General features: G+C 60.0%; 13 protein-coding genes. 6 read left to right on the top strand and 7 right to left on the bottom strand.

The features are described from left to right. The first annotated feature begins 29 nt into the window (after positions 1-29). The 4 genes from alr to JQ845_RS17520 all read left to right on the top strand — a co-directional run bounded on the left by alr (position 30) and on the right by JQ845_RS17520 (position 4,452). Positions 30-1,103, top strand: coding sequence for an alanine racemase (gene alr / locus JQ845_RS17535; protein WP_203009302.1), 1,074 nt, complete (start codon positions 30-32; stop codon positions 1,101-1,103). A 127-nt stretch (positions 1,104-1,230) separates the two neighbouring features. Further along, positions 1,231-1,779 carry a cupin domain-containing protein gene (locus JQ845_RS17530; RefSeq protein ID WP_003437848.1) on the top strand — a complete coding sequence of 183 codons (549 nt, stop codon included), beginning with the start codon at positions 1,231-1,233 and terminating at the stop codon, positions 1,777-1,779. Between the two features lie 180 nt (positions 1,780-1,959). Continuing rightward, positions 1,960-2,373, top strand: a complete 414-nt coding sequence (locus JQ845_RS17525) for a c-type cytochrome (protein ID WP_127196668.1) — start codon at positions 1,960-1,962, stop codon at positions 2,371-2,373. Between the two features lie 147 nt (positions 2,374-2,520). Then, positions 2,521-4,452, top strand: a complete 1,932-nt coding sequence (locus JQ845_RS17520) for an acetyl-CoA hydrolase/transferase C-terminal domain-containing protein (RefSeq protein ID WP_203009301.1) — start codon at positions 2,521-2,523, stop codon at positions 4,450-4,452. 46 nt (positions 4,453-4,498) lie between these two features. On the opposite strand, the gene JQ845_RS17515 is transcribed toward JQ845_RS17520, so the two are convergent. Next, the gene (locus JQ845_RS17515) at positions 4,499-5,071 is read right to left on the bottom strand and encodes a xanthine phosphoribosyltransferase (RefSeq protein WP_003437854.1); all 573 of its coding nucleotides are present in this window, start codon (positions 5,069-5,071) and stop codon (positions 4,499-4,501) included. Positions 5,072-5,127: 56 nt separating this feature from the next. After that, entirely contained in the window at positions 5,128-7,137 is a 2,010-nt protein-coding gene (rep, locus tag JQ845_RS17510) for a DNA helicase Rep (RefSeq protein ID WP_127196640.1), read from the bottom strand. Between the two features lie 260 nt (positions 7,138-7,397). Here rep and JQ845_RS17505 point away from each other — a divergent pair, with 260 nt between their 5' ends. Then, a complete protein-coding gene (locus JQ845_RS17505; RefSeq protein ID WP_003437857.1) occupies positions 7,398-9,065 on the top strand; it encodes a putative bifunctional diguanylate cyclase/phosphodiesterase in 1,668 nt (555 codons plus the stop codon). Positions 9,066-9,129: 64 nt separating this feature from the next. On the opposite strand, the gene JQ845_RS17500 is transcribed toward JQ845_RS17505, so the two are convergent. Continuing rightward, positions 9,130-10,506, bottom strand: a complete 1,377-nt coding sequence (locus JQ845_RS17500) for a NorM family multidrug efflux MATE transporter (protein WP_003437859.1) — start codon at positions 10,504-10,506, stop codon at positions 9,130-9,132. Between the two features lie 152 nt (positions 10,507-10,658). On the opposite strand from JQ845_RS17500, the gene JQ845_RS17495 reads away from it, so the two are divergent. After that, positions 10,659-11,579 carry a LysR substrate-binding domain-containing protein gene (locus JQ845_RS17495; RefSeq protein WP_003437862.1) on the top strand — a complete coding sequence of 307 codons (921 nt, stop codon included), beginning with the start codon at positions 10,659-10,661 and terminating at the stop codon, positions 11,577-11,579. Between the two features lie 10 nt (positions 11,580-11,589). On the opposite strand, the gene JQ845_RS17490 is transcribed toward JQ845_RS17495, so the two are convergent. The 4 genes from JQ845_RS17490 to JQ845_RS17475 all read right to left on the bottom strand — a co-directional run bounded on the left by JQ845_RS17490 (position 11,590) and on the right by JQ845_RS17475 (position 15,745). Then, a complete protein-coding gene (locus tag JQ845_RS17490) occupies positions 11,590-13,083 on the bottom strand; it encodes a YifB family Mg chelatase-like AAA ATPase (RefSeq protein WP_003437864.1) in 1,494 nt (497 codons plus the stop codon). Positions 13,084-13,214: 131 nt separating this feature from the next. Continuing rightward, the gene (locus JQ845_RS17485; RefSeq protein ID WP_003437866.1) at positions 13,215-14,462 is read right to left on the bottom strand and encodes a VWA domain-containing protein; all 1,248 of its coding nucleotides are present in this window, start codon (positions 14,460-14,462) and stop codon (positions 13,215-13,217) included. 61 nt (positions 14,463-14,523) lie between these two features. Continuing rightward, entirely contained in the window at positions 14,524-15,027 is a 504-nt protein-coding gene (locus JQ845_RS17480) for a hypothetical protein (RefSeq protein WP_203009300.1), read from the bottom strand. Between the two features lie 4 nt (positions 15,028-15,031). Then, the gene (locus tag JQ845_RS17475) at positions 15,032-15,745 is read right to left on the bottom strand and encodes a hypothetical protein (protein WP_003437870.1); all 714 of its coding nucleotides are present in this window, start codon (positions 15,743-15,745) and stop codon (positions 15,032-15,034) included.

The following is a 15,745-nucleotide window of genomic DNA, read 5'->3' as shown; positions in this document are numbered from 1 at the left end:
TATTCAACAGCCGTTAGAAGCCCGCCGCCATGCGCCCAGCCCGTGCCCTGATCGACCTTCAAGCCCTGCGTCATAACTACCAACTGGCCCGTGAAGTGACGGGGGCCAAAGCCCTCGCCGTGATCAAGGCCGACGCCTACGGCCATGGCGCCGTTCGTTGCGCCCAGGCCCTGGAGGCTGAAGCCGACGGCTTTGCTGTTGCCTGTATCGAAGAAGCTCTGGAACTGCGCGCTGCCGGCATTCGCGCCCCTATTCTGCTGCTTGAAGGTTTTTTTGAAGCAGATGAACTGCCGCTGATCGTCGAGCACGACTTCTGGTGCGTGGTGCATTCGCTGTGGCAGCTCGACGCGATCGAGCAGGCCCGCCTCGCCAGACCGATTCAGGTGTGGTTAAAACTCGACAGCGGCATGCACCGCGTCGGCTTGCACCCGCATGATTACAAAGCCGCCTACCAGCGCCTGCAGGCCAGCGGCAAAGTGGCAAAAATCGTACTCATGAGCCACTTCGCCCGCGCCGATGAACTGGACTGCAGCCGCAGTGAAGAACAGCTGGCGGTGTTTCAGGCGGCCCGTGCGGACTTGTCTGCCGAAGTCAGCTTGCGCAACTCGCCGTCGATCCTTGGCTGGCCAACCACCCCGAGTGACTGGGTCCGTCCGGGGCTCATGCTGTACGGGGCAACCCCGTTTGAAGAGCCGCAGGCTCAAGCTTCCCGCCTGCAGCCAGTGATGAGCCTGGAATCCAGAGTCATTTGCGTACGCGAATTGCCGGCAGGCGAGCCGGTGGGCTACGGCGCCAGATTCATCACCACCCGACCAATGCGCGTCGGCGTAGTGGCCATGGGTTATGCCGATGGCTACCCGCGTCAGGCGCCCACCGGCACCCCGGTACTGGTGGCCGGTGTACGCAGCCAGCTGCTGGGGCGGGTGTCGATGGACATGCTGTGCATTGATCTCACGGATGTGCCGCAAGCCGGCCTCGGTTCACCCGTCGAGTTGTGGGGCAAAACCATCCTCGCCAGTGAGGTGGCGGCCAAGGCTGACACCATTCCTTACCAGATTTTTTGCAACCTGAAACGAGCCCCGCGCCTCTATTCCGGGAACTGATGAGTTGTATCCAATGTGCGGAGCAAAATGGGTGTACAGGTTTGAAGTCGAAGTGTTGTAAATACTGAACGCTATCGCCATGATGGCGGCTTCTCGACCTGAACCTGACCCCTAGGAGGCTCCCGCATTGGACGTCGGTGAACGACTGCAATCCATCCGCAAACTTAAAGGCCTGTCACAGCGTGAACTCGCCAAGCGTGCGGGCGTCACTAACAGCACTATTTCGATGATCGAAAAAAACAGCGTGAGCCCTTCAATAAGCTCCCTGAGAAAAGTGCTGAGTGGCATTCCAATGTCCATGGTCGAATTTTTTTCCGAAGAGATCCTTCAGGAAAAACCGACGCAAATTGTCTACAAAGCCAATGAATTGATCGACATTTCAGATGGTGCCGTGACCATGAAACTGGTCGGCAAGGCGCATCCGAGTCGGGCCATCGCATTTCTTAACGAAATCTATCCACCGGGCGCCGATACCGGGGACGAAATGCTGACCCACGAAGGCGAAGAAACCGGAATCCTGGTGGAAGGCCGTCTGGAGTTGACCGTAGGTCTTGAGACCTTCGTGCTCGAAGCCGGCGACAGCTACTATTTCGAAAGCTCCAAGCCGCACCGTTTTCGCAATCCGTTCGATGTCGCAGCGCGACTAATCAGCGCAGCCACCCCGGCGAATTTCTAAGAAAAGAGGCGCCCTGCTTATGGGCAGAGGCATCCGCAGCTGCATTTCGCCATCTCTATTCCCCCTTTGTCTTTAGGGTTGTTTCAGAGTGGCGGGCTAACCGTTATACTTTTGCCGCCCGCGAAACCGTGGTTGTGGGCGTGAATAGCCACCATTGAGGGTGTACGCGTGAACCTAATTATGAAAATGCTGGCCGTACCAGCAACTGTATTGGCCCTTTGGGCAGTCAACGCTCAAGCGGCAACAAACGATGACATTGCAAAACGTCTCGAGCCTGTAGGCAAAGTCTGTGTTCAGGGCGAAGAATGTAAAGGCATGGATGTCGTCGCTTCAGCTGGTGGCGGCGGTGCTCAAAGCCCGGACGACATCATTGCCAAGCATTGCAACGCGTGCCACGGCACAGGCTTGCTGGGCGCACCGAAAATCGGTGACACCGCAGCCTGGAAAGAACGTGCCGATCACCAGGGCGGCCTCGATGGCATCCTGGCCAAGGCCATCACCGGGATCAACGCCATGCCGCCAAAAGGCACGTGCATGACCTGTACCGATGAAGAACTGAAAGGCGCCATCGAGAAGATGTCCGGCTTGAAGTAAGCCGATCTTCACCAGAAAAGCCGCTGATGGGCGGCTTTTTTGTGCCTGAAATTTGCTCCGGCACGCCCTTGATCCTCCTTGCTCTTTGCAACCAAGACCGGTCACTCTCTGTCACATCTCTATACACGGATGGTCTTGGAGGGTCAGATGGTGCAGTCCTGTTCGATCGAGCGCGCAGTCGATGATGTGCTCGCACGTTTGCCGATGCATATTCACCTCGGCTTGCCGCTGGGTCTGGGCAAGGCCAACCGGTTCGTTAACGCGCTATATCGGCGCATCAAGTTGCTGCCCGAGCGCCGGCTGACGATTTACACCGCCTTGAGCCTTGGTCGCCCGCCCCTGGGTGACGGTTTGCAGCGCCGCTTTCTCGAGCCCTTTGTGGAGCGGGTGTTTGGCGACTATATCGAACTGGATTACCTCGCCGACCTGCATCGCAACAGCATGCCGGGCAACATTCACGTCGAGCAGTTCTTTATGCAGCCGGGCAGCCTGCTCAATAGCCCGGCGGCGCAACAGGATTACGTCAGCAGCAACTACAGCCATGCCGCCCGCGATATCAACGCCAACGGCTTGAATCTGGTGGCGCAGATGGTCGCCCGTGATCCCCAGGATGCCACGCGCCTGAGCCTGAGCTGCAACCCCGATGTCACCCTCGATTTACTGCCCATGATCGCCAGACGCCGGGCCGCGGGCGAAACCATTCTGATACTGGGCCACGTGCACAGCGACTTGCCCTACATGCCCGGGGACTCTGAGCTCGACATCGAAGATTTTGACCTGCTGATCGACGAGGATGAGCACACCACGCTGTTTTCTACCCCCAATATGCCGGTGAGCCAGCAAGACCATTTTATCGGCCTGCACGCCAGCACTCTGGTGCGTGATGGCGGCACGCTACAGATTGGCATTGGTTCGATGGGCGATGCGCTGAGCGCCGCGTTGCTCGCGCGTCAGGGCGATAATGACGGCTACCGGGCCTTGCTCGGCGATATCGATATAACCCCATGGCGCTCGCTGATTGAACGCGAAGGCGGGGTCGAACCGTTCGCCCGGGGCCTGTATGGCTGTAGCGAGATGTTTGTGCACGGGCTGATGGTGTTGGCGGACGCAGGTATTGTGCGGCGCAAGGTGTACCCGGATATCGAGCGTCAGACGCAGGCCAATGCCGGCACCCTGGACGAAAGCCTGCACCGCGATGGCATCAGCGTACACGGCGGCTTCATCCTTGGTCCGGCCAGCTTTTACCAGCGCCTGAGGGAGTTGCCACTGAGCAGGCGCAGTGAATTCAACATGACCGCCATCAGCTACATCAACGAACTGTATGGCCAGGAAGACCTGAAGCGCTTGCAGCGGCGCGATGCGCGTTTTGTGAACAGCGCGTTCACCGCCACCTTGCTCGGGGCCGCCGTCGCCGATCAACTGGAAGACGGCCGCGTACTCAGCGGGGTCGGCGGCCAATACAACTTTGTGGCCCAGGGCCATGCGCTGCATGACGCGCGCTCGGTGATCATCCTGCGCAGCTGGCGCGAGTCGGGAGGCGATGTGAGTTCCAACATCGTCTGGGAATATGGCCACTGCACCATTCCCCGGCATTTGCGCGACATCGTGATAACCGAATACGGCATCGCAGATCTGCGCGGCAAGACCGATCGTCATGTGATCGAGGCGATGCTGTCCATCACCGATTCACGCTTCCAGACCGAACTGATCGAACAGGCACAGCAAATCGGCAAATTGCCCAAGGACTTTTGCCTCGATCCGCGATTTGCCGACAACAGTCCGCAGCGCCTGCAATCGATTGCCGCGCGCCACCCGCATTTATTCCCGGAGTACCCGCTGGGCAGCGATTTCAGCACCCAGGAGCAAGACCTGCTGCGGGCGTTGAACTGGCTCAAGAGCAAATTCAAACTCACGCAGATCTATGAACTGGGCAAAGCCACGCTGGACGCACCTGCAGCGCAAGCATTCCCCGAACACCTCTCGCGCATGGGGCTTGAAAAGCCCGAGGGTCTGCGCGAAGAGCTGTATCAGCGCCTGCTGCTGGCAGGTTTGCAGGCAACCGCAAAGACCGGCATCTGACACCTGTCACCTGCAGGAGCGTGCTCCTGCAGGGAGGGCAGCGGTATCAGTCGATAAAGGTCACTTTACCGTCAGCCAGGGATTTAACCCGTGCCAACGATTCAACGCGATAACCCTGCGCGTCCAGTTCAGCACGACCGCCCTGGAACGACTTCTCGATCACGATACCCAGACCGGCAACCGTTGCGCCCGCTTGCTTGATAATCGAAATCAGCGCCTGGGAAGCTTTGCCGTTGGCCAGGAAATCGTCGATCACCAGCACGCGATCGGTGCTGGTCAGGTGACGCGGAGAGATCGCCACAGTGCTTTCGGTTTGCTTGGTGAACGAATACACCGTGGCCGACAGCAGGTTTTCAGTCAGGGTCAGGGACTGGTGCTTACGCGCGAAAATCACCGGTACACCCAGGTTCAGGCCCGTCATCACCGCCGGGGCGATGCCCGATGCTTCGATGGTAACGATCTTGGTGATGCCCGCATCCTTGAACAAACGCGCGAATTCATCGCCAATCTGCTTCATCAGGTACGGATCAATCTGATGGTTCAAAAAGGCGTCGACCTTCAAAACCTGATCGGAAAGCACGATGCCTTCTTCGCGAATTTTCTTGTGCAGTGCTTCCAACGTAACGTCCTCAAATAGCGCTTATGCGCTGAAGGTAGAGTAAAAAATAGTCAATTTTAGCGTTTTAGCATGGCGCGTATATCGGCCAATGCCGTATTTCCGCGAACCGCTTTCACTTCGGTGGGGGTGTCATCGTTACCTTCCCAGGCCAGATCGTCCGGGGGCAACTCATCCAGGAAGCGGCTCGGTGCGCAATCGATGATTTCGCCGTACTGCTTGCGCTTCGCTGCAAAGGTAAATGCCAGGGTCTCACGTGCACGGGTAATGCCCACATAGGCCAGCCGGCGCTCTTCTTCGATGGTGTCGGCTTCGATACTGGAGCGGTGCGGCAGGATCTCTTCTTCCATGCCCATGATGAACACGTAGGGAAATTCCAGACCTTTGGAGGCGTGCAACGTCATCATTTGCACGCCCTCGGCGCCATCTTCCTCTTCTTGCTGGCGTTCGAGCATGTCGCGCAACACCAGCTTGCCGATGGCTTCCTCGATCGTCATGGCACCGTCTTCGTCTTTTTCGAGGGTGTTTTTCAACGCCTCGACCAGGAACCAGACGTTGGACATACGATAGTCAGCAGCCTTTTCGCTGGAACTGTTGGTGCGCAGCCAGTTCTCGTAGTCGATGTCCATGATCATGCTGCGCAGCGCCGCGATCGGATCTTCGCCCGAGCATTGCTCGCGCACACGGTCCATAAAGCGCTTGAACCGCGCCAGACGGTCGGTAAAGCGGGGGTCCAGATGCTCACCCAGACCTATCTCGTCAGTGGCCGCATACATCGAGATTTTTCGCTCGGTGGCGTAGTTGCCCAGCTTCTCGAGGGTGGTAGAACCGATTTCGCGACGCGGGACGTTGATCACCCGCAGGAAGGCGTTGTCGTCGTCCGGGTTCACGATCAGTCGAAAGTAGGCCATCAGATCTTTCACTTCCTGACGCCCGAAGAAGCTGTTTCCGCCCGACAAGCGGTACGGGATCTGATGGTGTTGCAGCTTCAATTCGATCAGCTTTGCCTGATAGTTGCCGCGATACAGGATCGCAAAGTCACTGTAAGGCCGATCGGTGCGCAAGTGCAGGGTCAGGATTTCAACAGCCACGCGCTCGGCTTCGGCATCTTCGTTGCGGCAGCGGATGACCCGGACTTCGTCGCCGTGGCCCATCTCACTCCACAGTTGCTTCTCGAACGCGTGGGGGTTGTTGGAGATCAGCACGTTGGCGCAGCGCAGAATGCGGCTGGTGGAGCGATAGTTTTGCTCCAGCATCACCACTTTCAGGGACGGATAGTCGTCCTTGAGCAACATCAGGTTTTCCGGGCGGGCACCGCGCCAGGCATAGATCGACTGGTCATCGTCGCCCACAACGGTGAACTGATTGCGTGTACCGATCAGGTATTTCACCAGCAAATACTGGCTGGCGTTGGTGTCCTGATACTCGTCCACCAGCAGGTAGCGGACCTTGTTCTGCCACTTTTCGCGAATGTCGGTGTGCTCTTCGAAGAGCTTCACCGGCAGCAGAATCAGATCGTCAAAGTCCACCGCGTTGTAGGCTTTAAGCGTGCGCTGGTAGTGGGTGTAGACAATGGCCGCCGTCTGTTCCTTGGGATTGCGCGCGTTTTCCAGGGCCTGGGGCGGCAGAATCAGATCGTTTTTCCACGAGCCGATCATATTCTTGATCTCGTCGACCCCGTCGTCGCCCGAGTATTCCTTTTGCATGATATCGGTCATCAGCGCTTTGACGTCGGCCTCGTCAAAGATCGAGAACCCGGGCTTGTAGCCCAGCCGCGCATGCTCCTTGCGGATGATGTTAAGCCCCAGATTGTGGAAGGTACACACCGTCAGGCCACGACCCTCGCCCTTCTTGAGCAGGGTGCCCACCCGCTCCTTCATCTCGCGCGCCGCTTTGTTGGTAAACGTCATGGCGACGATGTACTGGGCACGAATGCCGCAGTTCTGAATCAGGTGCGCGATTTTGCGGGTAATCACGCTGGTTTTGCCGGAGCCTGCGCCGGCGAGCACCAAAAGAGGGCCGCCGACGTAGTTCACGGCTTCTTGCTGCCGGGGATTGAGTCGGGACATGACGAAAATAGGGGTCGTGTGCAAAAAGGGCAGGCATTTTAACAGGCTGAGCAGATATTGCTGCCTCCGTGCGACGGTGTGACGTGGCACTCTATCTAAATTTGCCGCTTTTGTTAGTTTGCCGCAGGATACCGGGGGGTTTTAGTCTACCGTTTGGTATACACCGACCGCGCGTAATTGATAATCGGTGTCATTTACCATTAAGTATTGGCGCGTCATAATGCCCATCGCCTGAATTATGCAGAGTCTAGGGAGCTAGCTTGTCCAAGCATGTTGAACCCTTGCGTTTACTGCTACTGGCCGAAGAGCCATCTTGGGCAGCGTTAGTGCGCGAGTGCCTGGCGCCCATGGGAAGCAAGGTCGTACTGATGTGCGCACCGGACTGGGAATCTGTCAGCTACCTGTTCGAGCACGATCGAAATGCACTGCTTCTGACCACCCCGGCGCTGCAACCCGCCCCGGGACGCTGTCGCATGCCCACGGTTCTGTTGCTCGACAGCGAACCCGTGGATCCTCCCCAGGGGGTCAGCGACTGGTTAATCAGTACCAGCCTGAACACCGATGTCCTGCGCCGCTGTTTGCGCCATGTGCGCGAGCGCGGAGTGCTTGAACACACCTTGCAGCGCCTGGCCGAAGAAGACCCGCTGACCGGCATTGCCAACCGCCAGGGCTTCCAGACCCTGCTGGCCGTGCGTTTGGCCGAAAGCGACGGGCGTGGCATCGCCCTCGGGCACCTTGACCTGGACAATTTCCGTCACGCCAACGACGCCCTCGGGCATCAGGCGGGAGACCGCCTGATCCTGCAAGTAGTCGCACGTCTCAAAAGCCAGCTCGAGGCCGGCGATCAGCTTGCCAGGCTGGGCAGTGATGAATTCGCCCTGCTGATCGATACCCGCCGTGCCCCCGAGCGCGCCGAATGGATCGCCGAGCGCATCACCGAAGTCATGGCCGAGCCCTACTGGATCGACGGTGAAAGCCTGCTGATCGGCTGCAGCCTTGGCATTGCCCATGCACGGGCCAGCGCCGGGGCCGACCCATTGATGTGGCACGCACACATTGCCATGCAGCAGGCCAAAAGCACCCAGGGCTGCACCTTTCATGTGTTCGACGAACGCATCAATCGCAATGCCAGAAGCCTGGCCGACCTTGAAAGCGAGCTGCGCCGGGCCTTGCGCCGTGACGAACTTGAACTGCATTACCAGCCGCGCCTGGATCTGGGCACGGGCAAGATCGTCGGGCTCGAGGCACTGGTACGCTGGCGCCATGCCGAGCGCGGCTTGCTCGCGCCCAACGAGTTCGTGCCACTGGCCGAGCAAAGCGGGCTGATCGTGCCGCTGGGTTACTGGGTCATTTCCCGGGCCCTGCGCGATATGCAGACCCTGCGCGAGCTTGGCCTGCCGGCGCTGCACATGGCGGTCAACCTGTCGTTCCGCCAATTCCAGGACAGTCAGTTGCTTTCAACCCTCAGCCGCTTGATCACCGAGCGCGCAGTTGAAGCCCAGTGGCTGGAATTCGAGCTGACCGAAACGGCTGTCATGCGCCGCAGTGACCTGGTCAAACAGACAATGGATGCCTTGGGAAGGCTGGGGGTGCGCTTCTCGCTGGACGACTTCGGCACCGGTTTTTCATCGTTCGTGCATCTCAACAGCCTGCCGATTGCGCTGCTCAAAATCGACAAGAGTTTCGTCGGCGGCATGGAAGACCGCGAAGAAAACCGCAAGCTGGTGCATGCCATGATCAACCTGGCCCACAACCTGAAACTGGAAGTGGTTGCCGAAGGCGTCGAAACCCCTGAGCAATTGTCCTTGCTGCGGGGGTTTGGCTGCGATCAGGTGCAGGGCTACTTCATCAGCAAACCGCTGCCGCTGGCAGACCTGGTGGAGTTTTTGACCTTGGGCGAGCAGCAGAAGGTACCGCAGGTTATCTAGCCGTCGCCGTCACCTGCAGGAGCGAGCTGTTCAATACGCCAGCCAGGAACTCGCTCCTGCAGACTCAACTTGCCTTGAGCTCACGCTTTAACATGCGCCGCATCTTCCATTCGAATGCCAGGGTCAGGCTTACCGACGCGCAAGCCAGGCCCAATGCCAGCCCCCACCAAACCCCGGTAGGGCCCCAGCCAAGGGTGAACGCCAGCAACCAGGCCATCGGCGCACCAATAGCCCAATAGCAGAACAGCCCCACCAGGAACGTGGTCCGGGCATCCTTGAGCCCGCGGATAGCGCCCATGGCAATGGTTTGCACTCCATCGAACAGCTCGAACCACGCCGCCACCGCCAGCAAACTGATAGCCAGCTCGAACACCGGGCGGAATGCCGGGTCGTTGTAATCCAGAAACAGACCAATCAGCTGGCTCGGCCAGAACCAGAACACCACTGAAAAACCAAGCATGATCAGCGCGCCGCAACCGATCCCGACCCGACCGGCCAGTCGCGCCCGGAGCAAATCGCCACCGCCATAGTGCTTACCGATACGCATGGTAATTGCATAGGACAACCCGGCCGGAACCATGAACGCCGCCGACACAATCTGCAGCGCAATCTGATGCGCAGCCAGTTGAGTGCTGCCCATCGTGCCCATGCACAGTGCTGCAAAGGCAAACAACCCGACTTCCACCGCGTAGGTGCCGCCAATCGGCAAGCCAAGGCGCCACAGTTCACGCAGGTACGTCAGATTAATCCGCGACAGGCCATTGCGAATCGGATACGCGTCGTAGGCAGGATGCCGATGAATATGCCAGGCCAAGCCTGCGGCCATACAGGTGGCCACGATTGCCGTGACCAGGCCGATGCCCATCAAGCCCAGCTTGGGCAGGCCGAACATACCGGTGATCAACGCATAATTGAGCAGAAAGTTGGCCACGGTGCCGATCAGACTGATCACCATCACCGGCGTCGCTCGCCCCATGGCGCTGGTAAAACCACGCAACGCCATGAACGTCATGTAGCCGGGCAGGGCGAAGGGCAGCAGCAGCAAAAACTGGCCCGCGGCTTCAACGTTGGTAGGCGTCTGGCCAAACAACAGCAGCAGCGGTTTGATATTCCACAGCATCAGCGCGCCGCCCAGGGCCAGGCCCCAGGCCAGCCACAGTCCGGCCTGGGTCAGGCGGGTCGCGCCTTCGATATCGCCTGCCCCCTGACGAATCGACACCAGGGTGCCCACCGCCGCAATCACACCGATGCAGAAAATCGACACGAATGAGTAACTGGCCGCCCCCAGGCTCCCGCCTGCCAAAGCCTCCGGGCTCAGACGAGCCATCATCAGGGTGTCGGTAAGCACCATCAGCATATGAGCCAACTGCGAGGCAATAAGCGGCCCGGCCAGCCGCAAAAGGGCCCGGAGTTCGATACGAACGGGATGCTGTAGGGTCATCAGTAAAATTTCTGTAGGTGCGTTGAAGGGCTTGATTCTCGGCGCGTTGAGTGTTTTAAGCAAAGGGATAAAAACGATCCATGACATGATTAAAACTCATATATAGATCCGTAATTTTCCACTGTTTAGTGTTGCGCCCAGGAATAATCCTCATGTCACGTAGCCTTCCTCCGCTTTATGCCTTGCGCGCCTTTGAAGCCGCGGCCCGCCACAGCTCATTTACCCGGGCGGGCGAAGAGCTGTCGATCACCCAGAGCGCCGTCAGTCGCCATATCAAAACCCTGGAAGCGCATTTCGCCTGCCGGTTATTCCAGCGCAATGGCCGCACCTTGCAACTCACCGAATCTGCCCGCTTGCTGTTGCCGGGCGTGCGCGAAGGTTTTGCCGCCCTGGAGCGCGCCTGTACCACCTTGCGTGCCGAAGATGACATCTTGCGCATGAAGGCCCCCTCGACCCTGACCATGCGCTGGTTACTGGCCCGCCTCAGTCGCTTTCGCCATTTGCAGCCGGGCAATGAAGTGCAACTGACCAGCGCCTGGATGGATATCGACCATGTGGACTTCAACCAGGAACCCTTCGACTGCGCGGTGCTGCTGAGCAACGGTCACTTCCCGCCCGACTGGGAGGCCACATTGCTGTTCCCGGAGATGCTGATTCCCGTCGGCGCGCCCAACCTGCAAGACGACCAGCCATGGGATGCCAGGCGTCTGGCGGCCACTGAACTGCTGCACCCCACACCTGACCGTCGCGACTGGCGGCGCTGGCTCGACTGCATGGGCCTGAGCGGCCAGGTGTCCCTCAAGGGCGGGCAGGTATTCGACACCCTGGAGCTGGGCATGATCGCCGCCGCCCGTGGCTACGGCATCTCAATGGGCGACCTGCTGATGGTGGCCGAAGACGTTGCTCAGGATCGTCTGAGCCTGCCCTTTAGAACCGCCGTGGCCAGCGGCGAAAACTACTATCTGGTGTGGCCCAAAACCCGCCCCGGCGGCGAGCGTTTGCGCCGTCTGAGTGATTTCTTGCAACACGAAGTGGCCGCGATGGAACTGCCGGTGGTCAGGCGCATGGCGTGAGTCAGGCCCGTTACCCGCTCACCGGCCGGTACTGCAACGCCTCCGCCAGATGCTTGCGCTCTATAGCGTCCACTTGCTCCAGATCGGCCAGGGTTCGTGCAACTTTCAACAACCGGTGAGCGGCCCGCAGCGACAGGCCCATGCGCTCGCAGGCCGTCTCCAGCCAGGTGTTATCCACAGCACTGAGCCTGCACTGGCTCCGCACCCCGGGCAGGTCCAGAAAAGCATTGGCACAGCCCTGGCGCTGCAGCTGCCGTTCACGGGCACCAGCCACTGACGCAGCGGCGCTGGCCGTGGTCAAGCCGCAGGCAAGAGCGGGGTTGAGCGAGGTGGTTTCGCGGGCCACGGTCAGGTGCAGGTCGATGCGATCGAGCAAGGGCCCGGACAGCTTGTTGCGGTAGCGCTGGATGTGCTCCGGGGTACAGCGACAACGGCCCGTGGGCTCTCCCAGATAGCCACAGGGGCAGGGGTTCATTGCCGCCACCAGCTGGAAGCGCGCCGGAAACCGCATTCGATCCCGGGCCCGGGCGATCACGATAAATCCCGATTCCATCGGTTCTCTGAGCACCTCCAGCACTTTGCGATCGAATTCGGGCAGTTCATCCAGAAACAACACCCCGTGGTGCGCCAAAGTGATCTCGCCCGGCTGGGGTTTTGAGCCGCCGCCAACCAGCGCCGGGCCGGAAGCCGAATGGTGCGGCTGGCGAAACGGACGCTGCGGCCAGCACTTGAGGGGCACATGACTGGCCACCGATTGAATGGCCGCCACCTCCAGCGCCTCTTGCTCGTTGAGGGGCGGCAATAACCCCGGAAGGCGGCTGGCCAGCAGGGTTTTGCCCGTGCCGGGCGGCCCGGTGAACAACAAATTGTGGCTGCCAGCAGCGGCAATCACTAACGCCCGCTTGGCCGAGAGCTGGCCCTGTACATCGCTCAAGTCCGGATAAGGCATGCTCTCGCGCAGCAAGCCACTGGCGCCGTAAGGTTCAAGCACTGTACGGCCGGCGAAGTGCGCCACGGCCTGCAACAAGTGTTCGACCGCGATGACCGTCAGGCCGGAGGCCAGACAGGCTTCCTCGGCATTGGCCAGCGGCACCAGCAAAGCCCGGCCCGCAGCACGGGCTGCCAGGGCGGCAGGCAGTACGCCCTGCACCGACCTGATGGCGCCCGACAGGGCCAGTTCACCGAGACACTCGACCTGGGCCAGGGATACAGCGGGGATTTGCCCGCTGGCAGCCAGGATGCCGAGAGCAATGGCCAGGTCAAAACGCCCGCCGTCCTTGGGCAGGTCGGCAGGCGCCAGATTGAGGGTGATACGCCGGGCCGGAAACTCAAACCCGGAGTTTAGAATCGCGCTGCGTACCCGGTCCTTGCTTTCCTTGACTGCGGTTTCCGGCAGCCCGACCAGGGTCAGTGCCGGCAACCCGTTGGCCAGATGCGTTTCGACTGTAACGGCCGGGGCCTCGACGCCCACTCTGGCTCGGCTGTAAACGATGGCCAGCGACATGACTCACTCCTTGAGTTCACAAAGCGTCCATCCTGCGCGAATCAACGACCCGGGGCAGGGTCGCAATGGATACGGAATGTGTTGCGAGCCCCGGTCGTCAGCGCGTTAAACGCCGGGCAGACTCGCCGCGATCATTCACATTCCGAAACCGGGCCGGTGGCCTCTTTCAACGCATCGGCCAAATCGCTGGCGTTGCGACTGGAGTAAATACTGCCTCCGGTATTTTCAGCGATGCAGTCAGACAGCGAGCTGTCGCCAATATTGACCACGTTGACCCGCAGACGCGGCTGTTCGGTGGCAATGGTCTGCGCCACCTTGCACACGTTCTGGTTACAGCCATCGTCACCGTCGACAAACATCACAATCACCGCATCGCGGTCACGGCCGTTGACCGTGCGCGCGGCCTTTTTCAGGCTCGACGCCAGGGGAGTACCGTCGTCGGCGTTCAAACGCTGAATCCCGTCGATTAATTGCCCACGCCGGGCCGCGTTGAAAACGCCGTGATCCGGTTGTTGCGAACAGCCGGCGAAGGTCATCAAGCGCGTATCAATGTCCGGGTGCAGGTTATTGATCATTCCCGACAACGAGGCCTTGGCCACGTCCAGCCGGGTTTGTGGGCTGAACATCCTGATTGTGCGCGGGTCGTCAGCCGCCGGTCGGGGGCGCGTCTTGAAATACCAGTCTTCGTCAGCCTTGGTGGCGGCAATGTTCAGGTTCATCGAGCCCGAGGTGTCCAGAATCACCACAAACTCCGGCGGCAGCTCCCCGCCACCCGGTACCTTGGCCCGACAGGCATAACTGCTCTGGCCCGGCCACAGGTTCATCAGTGGCAAACGCCACTGCCACAACGCCCACAGCAACAGCCCCAACCCCAATAACCCGGCAAGCAGCCACAACCAGCCGCGCCAGACCCGCCACACTATTACCCGGCGCACCACCGGACGCGGGGCTGGCGCGGGTGCCGGCGGCGGGGCCACGACCGCAGCCCGCGGCTGCAGCCCCCAACGCACCACAACCGGGTCACCGTTGACGCTGTACAGATTGTTCAGGTCCGGCGGGCGGATCAGTGAACGCAAGCTGGCGGCCTGTTCGGCCTGGCCGCGCGCGACCAGCTCATCGGCCAGCAAGCCCAGGGTTTCCTGGCGCTGGCGATAGCGTTCCAGCAACGCCGCCTGCTGATCTTCGTTCAACTCGTGGAAGCGCGTAGGCTGGCCGCCCAGCTCCGTCCACCACTCCACCACATTGCCGCTGCCGATGCGCGGGATCGCGTAGACGCTCGCCACCGACGGCGGGAAATGCTTGAGGATCAGCGCAATTTTCGCTTCCAGCACATCCAGCTCTGTAGAGCTGGCGTGCTCATCCCGGGTAATGCGCTGCATGCAGTGGCTTCCTGAAAAAGGGTCGGCGGCACTTGGCCGCCGACTGGACGGGGATGCAGGGTTATTCGTAACCGAGGCTGAATTGCAGCTGGTTCACCTTCTTCTGCAACGTCTTGAGCTCCTGCTGCCTGGCGGCCACCACCGCCGGATCAGCGCTGCTGGCCGGCTTGGCACGGGCGGCCTGGAGCTGCTGTTCAAGCCCGGCAATCTGCTGCTGTACCTGCGCCTTGTTGCCACTGCGGGCTTTGAGCGAACCCAGTAACTGGTTCAGCGACTGGTTCAATGCCGCCTGGGACTTTTGCTGGCCCAGCAGGTCGGTGCGCGACACCGCCTGTTGCGCGGCAATGTTTTCGTAGACCTGATGGAACAGCGCATTTTCCTGCTGCGACTTGGCCAGCGCCAATTCGTTTTGACGAATCTGCTCGCTGTAACCGCCACCGGCGTCGCAGTTCATTTTGGTGAACAGCCCGGCGTCACGGTTGCCGGCATCACATTCACCCGGCTGTGTGGCGCAACCGGACAACGCCAGCAAAACACCGAAACCCAGTATCAATCGTGCGTTCATCGTCTCAACCCAGAGTGATTGCAGAGCGCTGGCTGTACAAGCCATCGACTTCTTTTTGCAGGCTGGCGACTTTCTCGTTCATCTTCGAGATATTGGCGTCGATTTGCTTGAGCTCCGGGGCATTGCCCTGGGCACGCTCGGCTTGCACCACGTCGTTGTAGCCCTTGACCTTGACCCGCATGTTGTCCAGCTCCTGGCGCAACTGAGCAATGTTGCCGTCAACCATGGCGATTTGTTTTTTAGCCTGGGCCTGATCGATTTTCTTGCTGGCCAGGTCGCGCTTGATCTGCGCGATCTGCGCCTGGTCATCCTTGATCACCTGCTGAGCCGTCGCGGTACGCGACACTACTTTTTGGGTGTCCAGCTGCACATCGCTGTTGTACTTCTGCAAACGCTCGCTGGTGTTGGAGTATTCGCTGCGACGCTGATCCAGGTAGTAGTTGGCGCCCATTGCCACGCCACATGCGGTGACACCCGCAGCAATCATGCACACGGTTTTATTGCCGCTATCGGCCAGTACACAGGCCAATACACCGGTACCGACCCCCATGGCGCAGGCCTGATAGCCCGACTTGCTGAAGAACTGGGCGTCCGAGCTCTGGGTCAGGCGCGGATCGACCATGCTGCTGCCCGTGCTGGCGCAACCGCCCAACAGCAGGCTGCCTGTGAGTACAGAACTGATCAGTAACTTGGAAGAGGACCACAGGCTGCGCATCAT

Origin of the sequence: Pseudomonas paraversuta, from assembly GCF_904063065.1 — a bacterium.
Taxonomy (GTDB): Bacteria; Pseudomonadota; Gammaproteobacteria; order Pseudomonadales; family Pseudomonadaceae; genus Aquipseudomonas; species Aquipseudomonas paraversuta.
The sequence above is the reverse complement of the archived record's forward strand: the minus strand, read 5'-3'. Positions and strand labels throughout refer to the sequence as shown.

Excerpts from the sequence above, each read along its gene's own strand:
- alr (WP_203009302.1), top strand. The coding sequence starts at position 30 with ATGCGCCCAGCCCGTGCCCTGATCGACCTTCAAGCCCTGCGTCATAAC.
- JQ845_RS17485 (WP_003437866.1), bottom strand. The coding sequence starts at position 14,462 with ATGCAGCGCATTACCCGGGATGAGCACGCCAGCTCTACAGAGCTGGAT.
- JQ845_RS17525 (WP_127196668.1), top strand. The coding sequence starts at position 1,960 with ATGAAAATGCTGGCCGTACCAGCAACTGTATTGGCCCTTTGGGCAGTC.
- rep (WP_127196640.1), bottom strand. The coding sequence starts at position 7,137 with ATGTCCCGACTCAATCCCCGGCAGCAAGAAGCCGTGAACTACGTCGGC.
- JQ845_RS17520 (WP_203009301.1), top strand. The coding sequence starts at position 2,521 with ATGGTGCAGTCCTGTTCGATCGAGCGCGCAGTCGATGATGTGCTCGCA.
- JQ845_RS17475 (WP_003437870.1), bottom strand. The coding sequence starts at position 15,745 with ATGATGCGCAGCCTGTGGTCCTCTTCCAAGTTACTGATCAGTTCTGTA.
- JQ845_RS17500 (WP_003437859.1), bottom strand. The coding sequence starts at position 10,506 with ATGACCCTACAGCATCCCGTTCGTATCGAACTCCGGGCCCTTTTGCGG.
- JQ845_RS17480 (WP_203009300.1), bottom strand. The coding sequence starts at position 15,027 with ATGAACGCACGATTGATACTGGGTTTCGGTGTTTTGCTGGCGTTGTCC.
- JQ845_RS17495 (WP_003437862.1), top strand. The coding sequence starts at position 10,659 with ATGTCACGTAGCCTTCCTCCGCTTTATGCCTTGCGCGCCTTTGAAGCC.
- JQ845_RS17490 (WP_003437864.1), bottom strand. The coding sequence starts at position 13,083 with ATGTCGCTGGCCATCGTTTACAGCCGAGCCAGAGTGGGCGTCGAGGCC.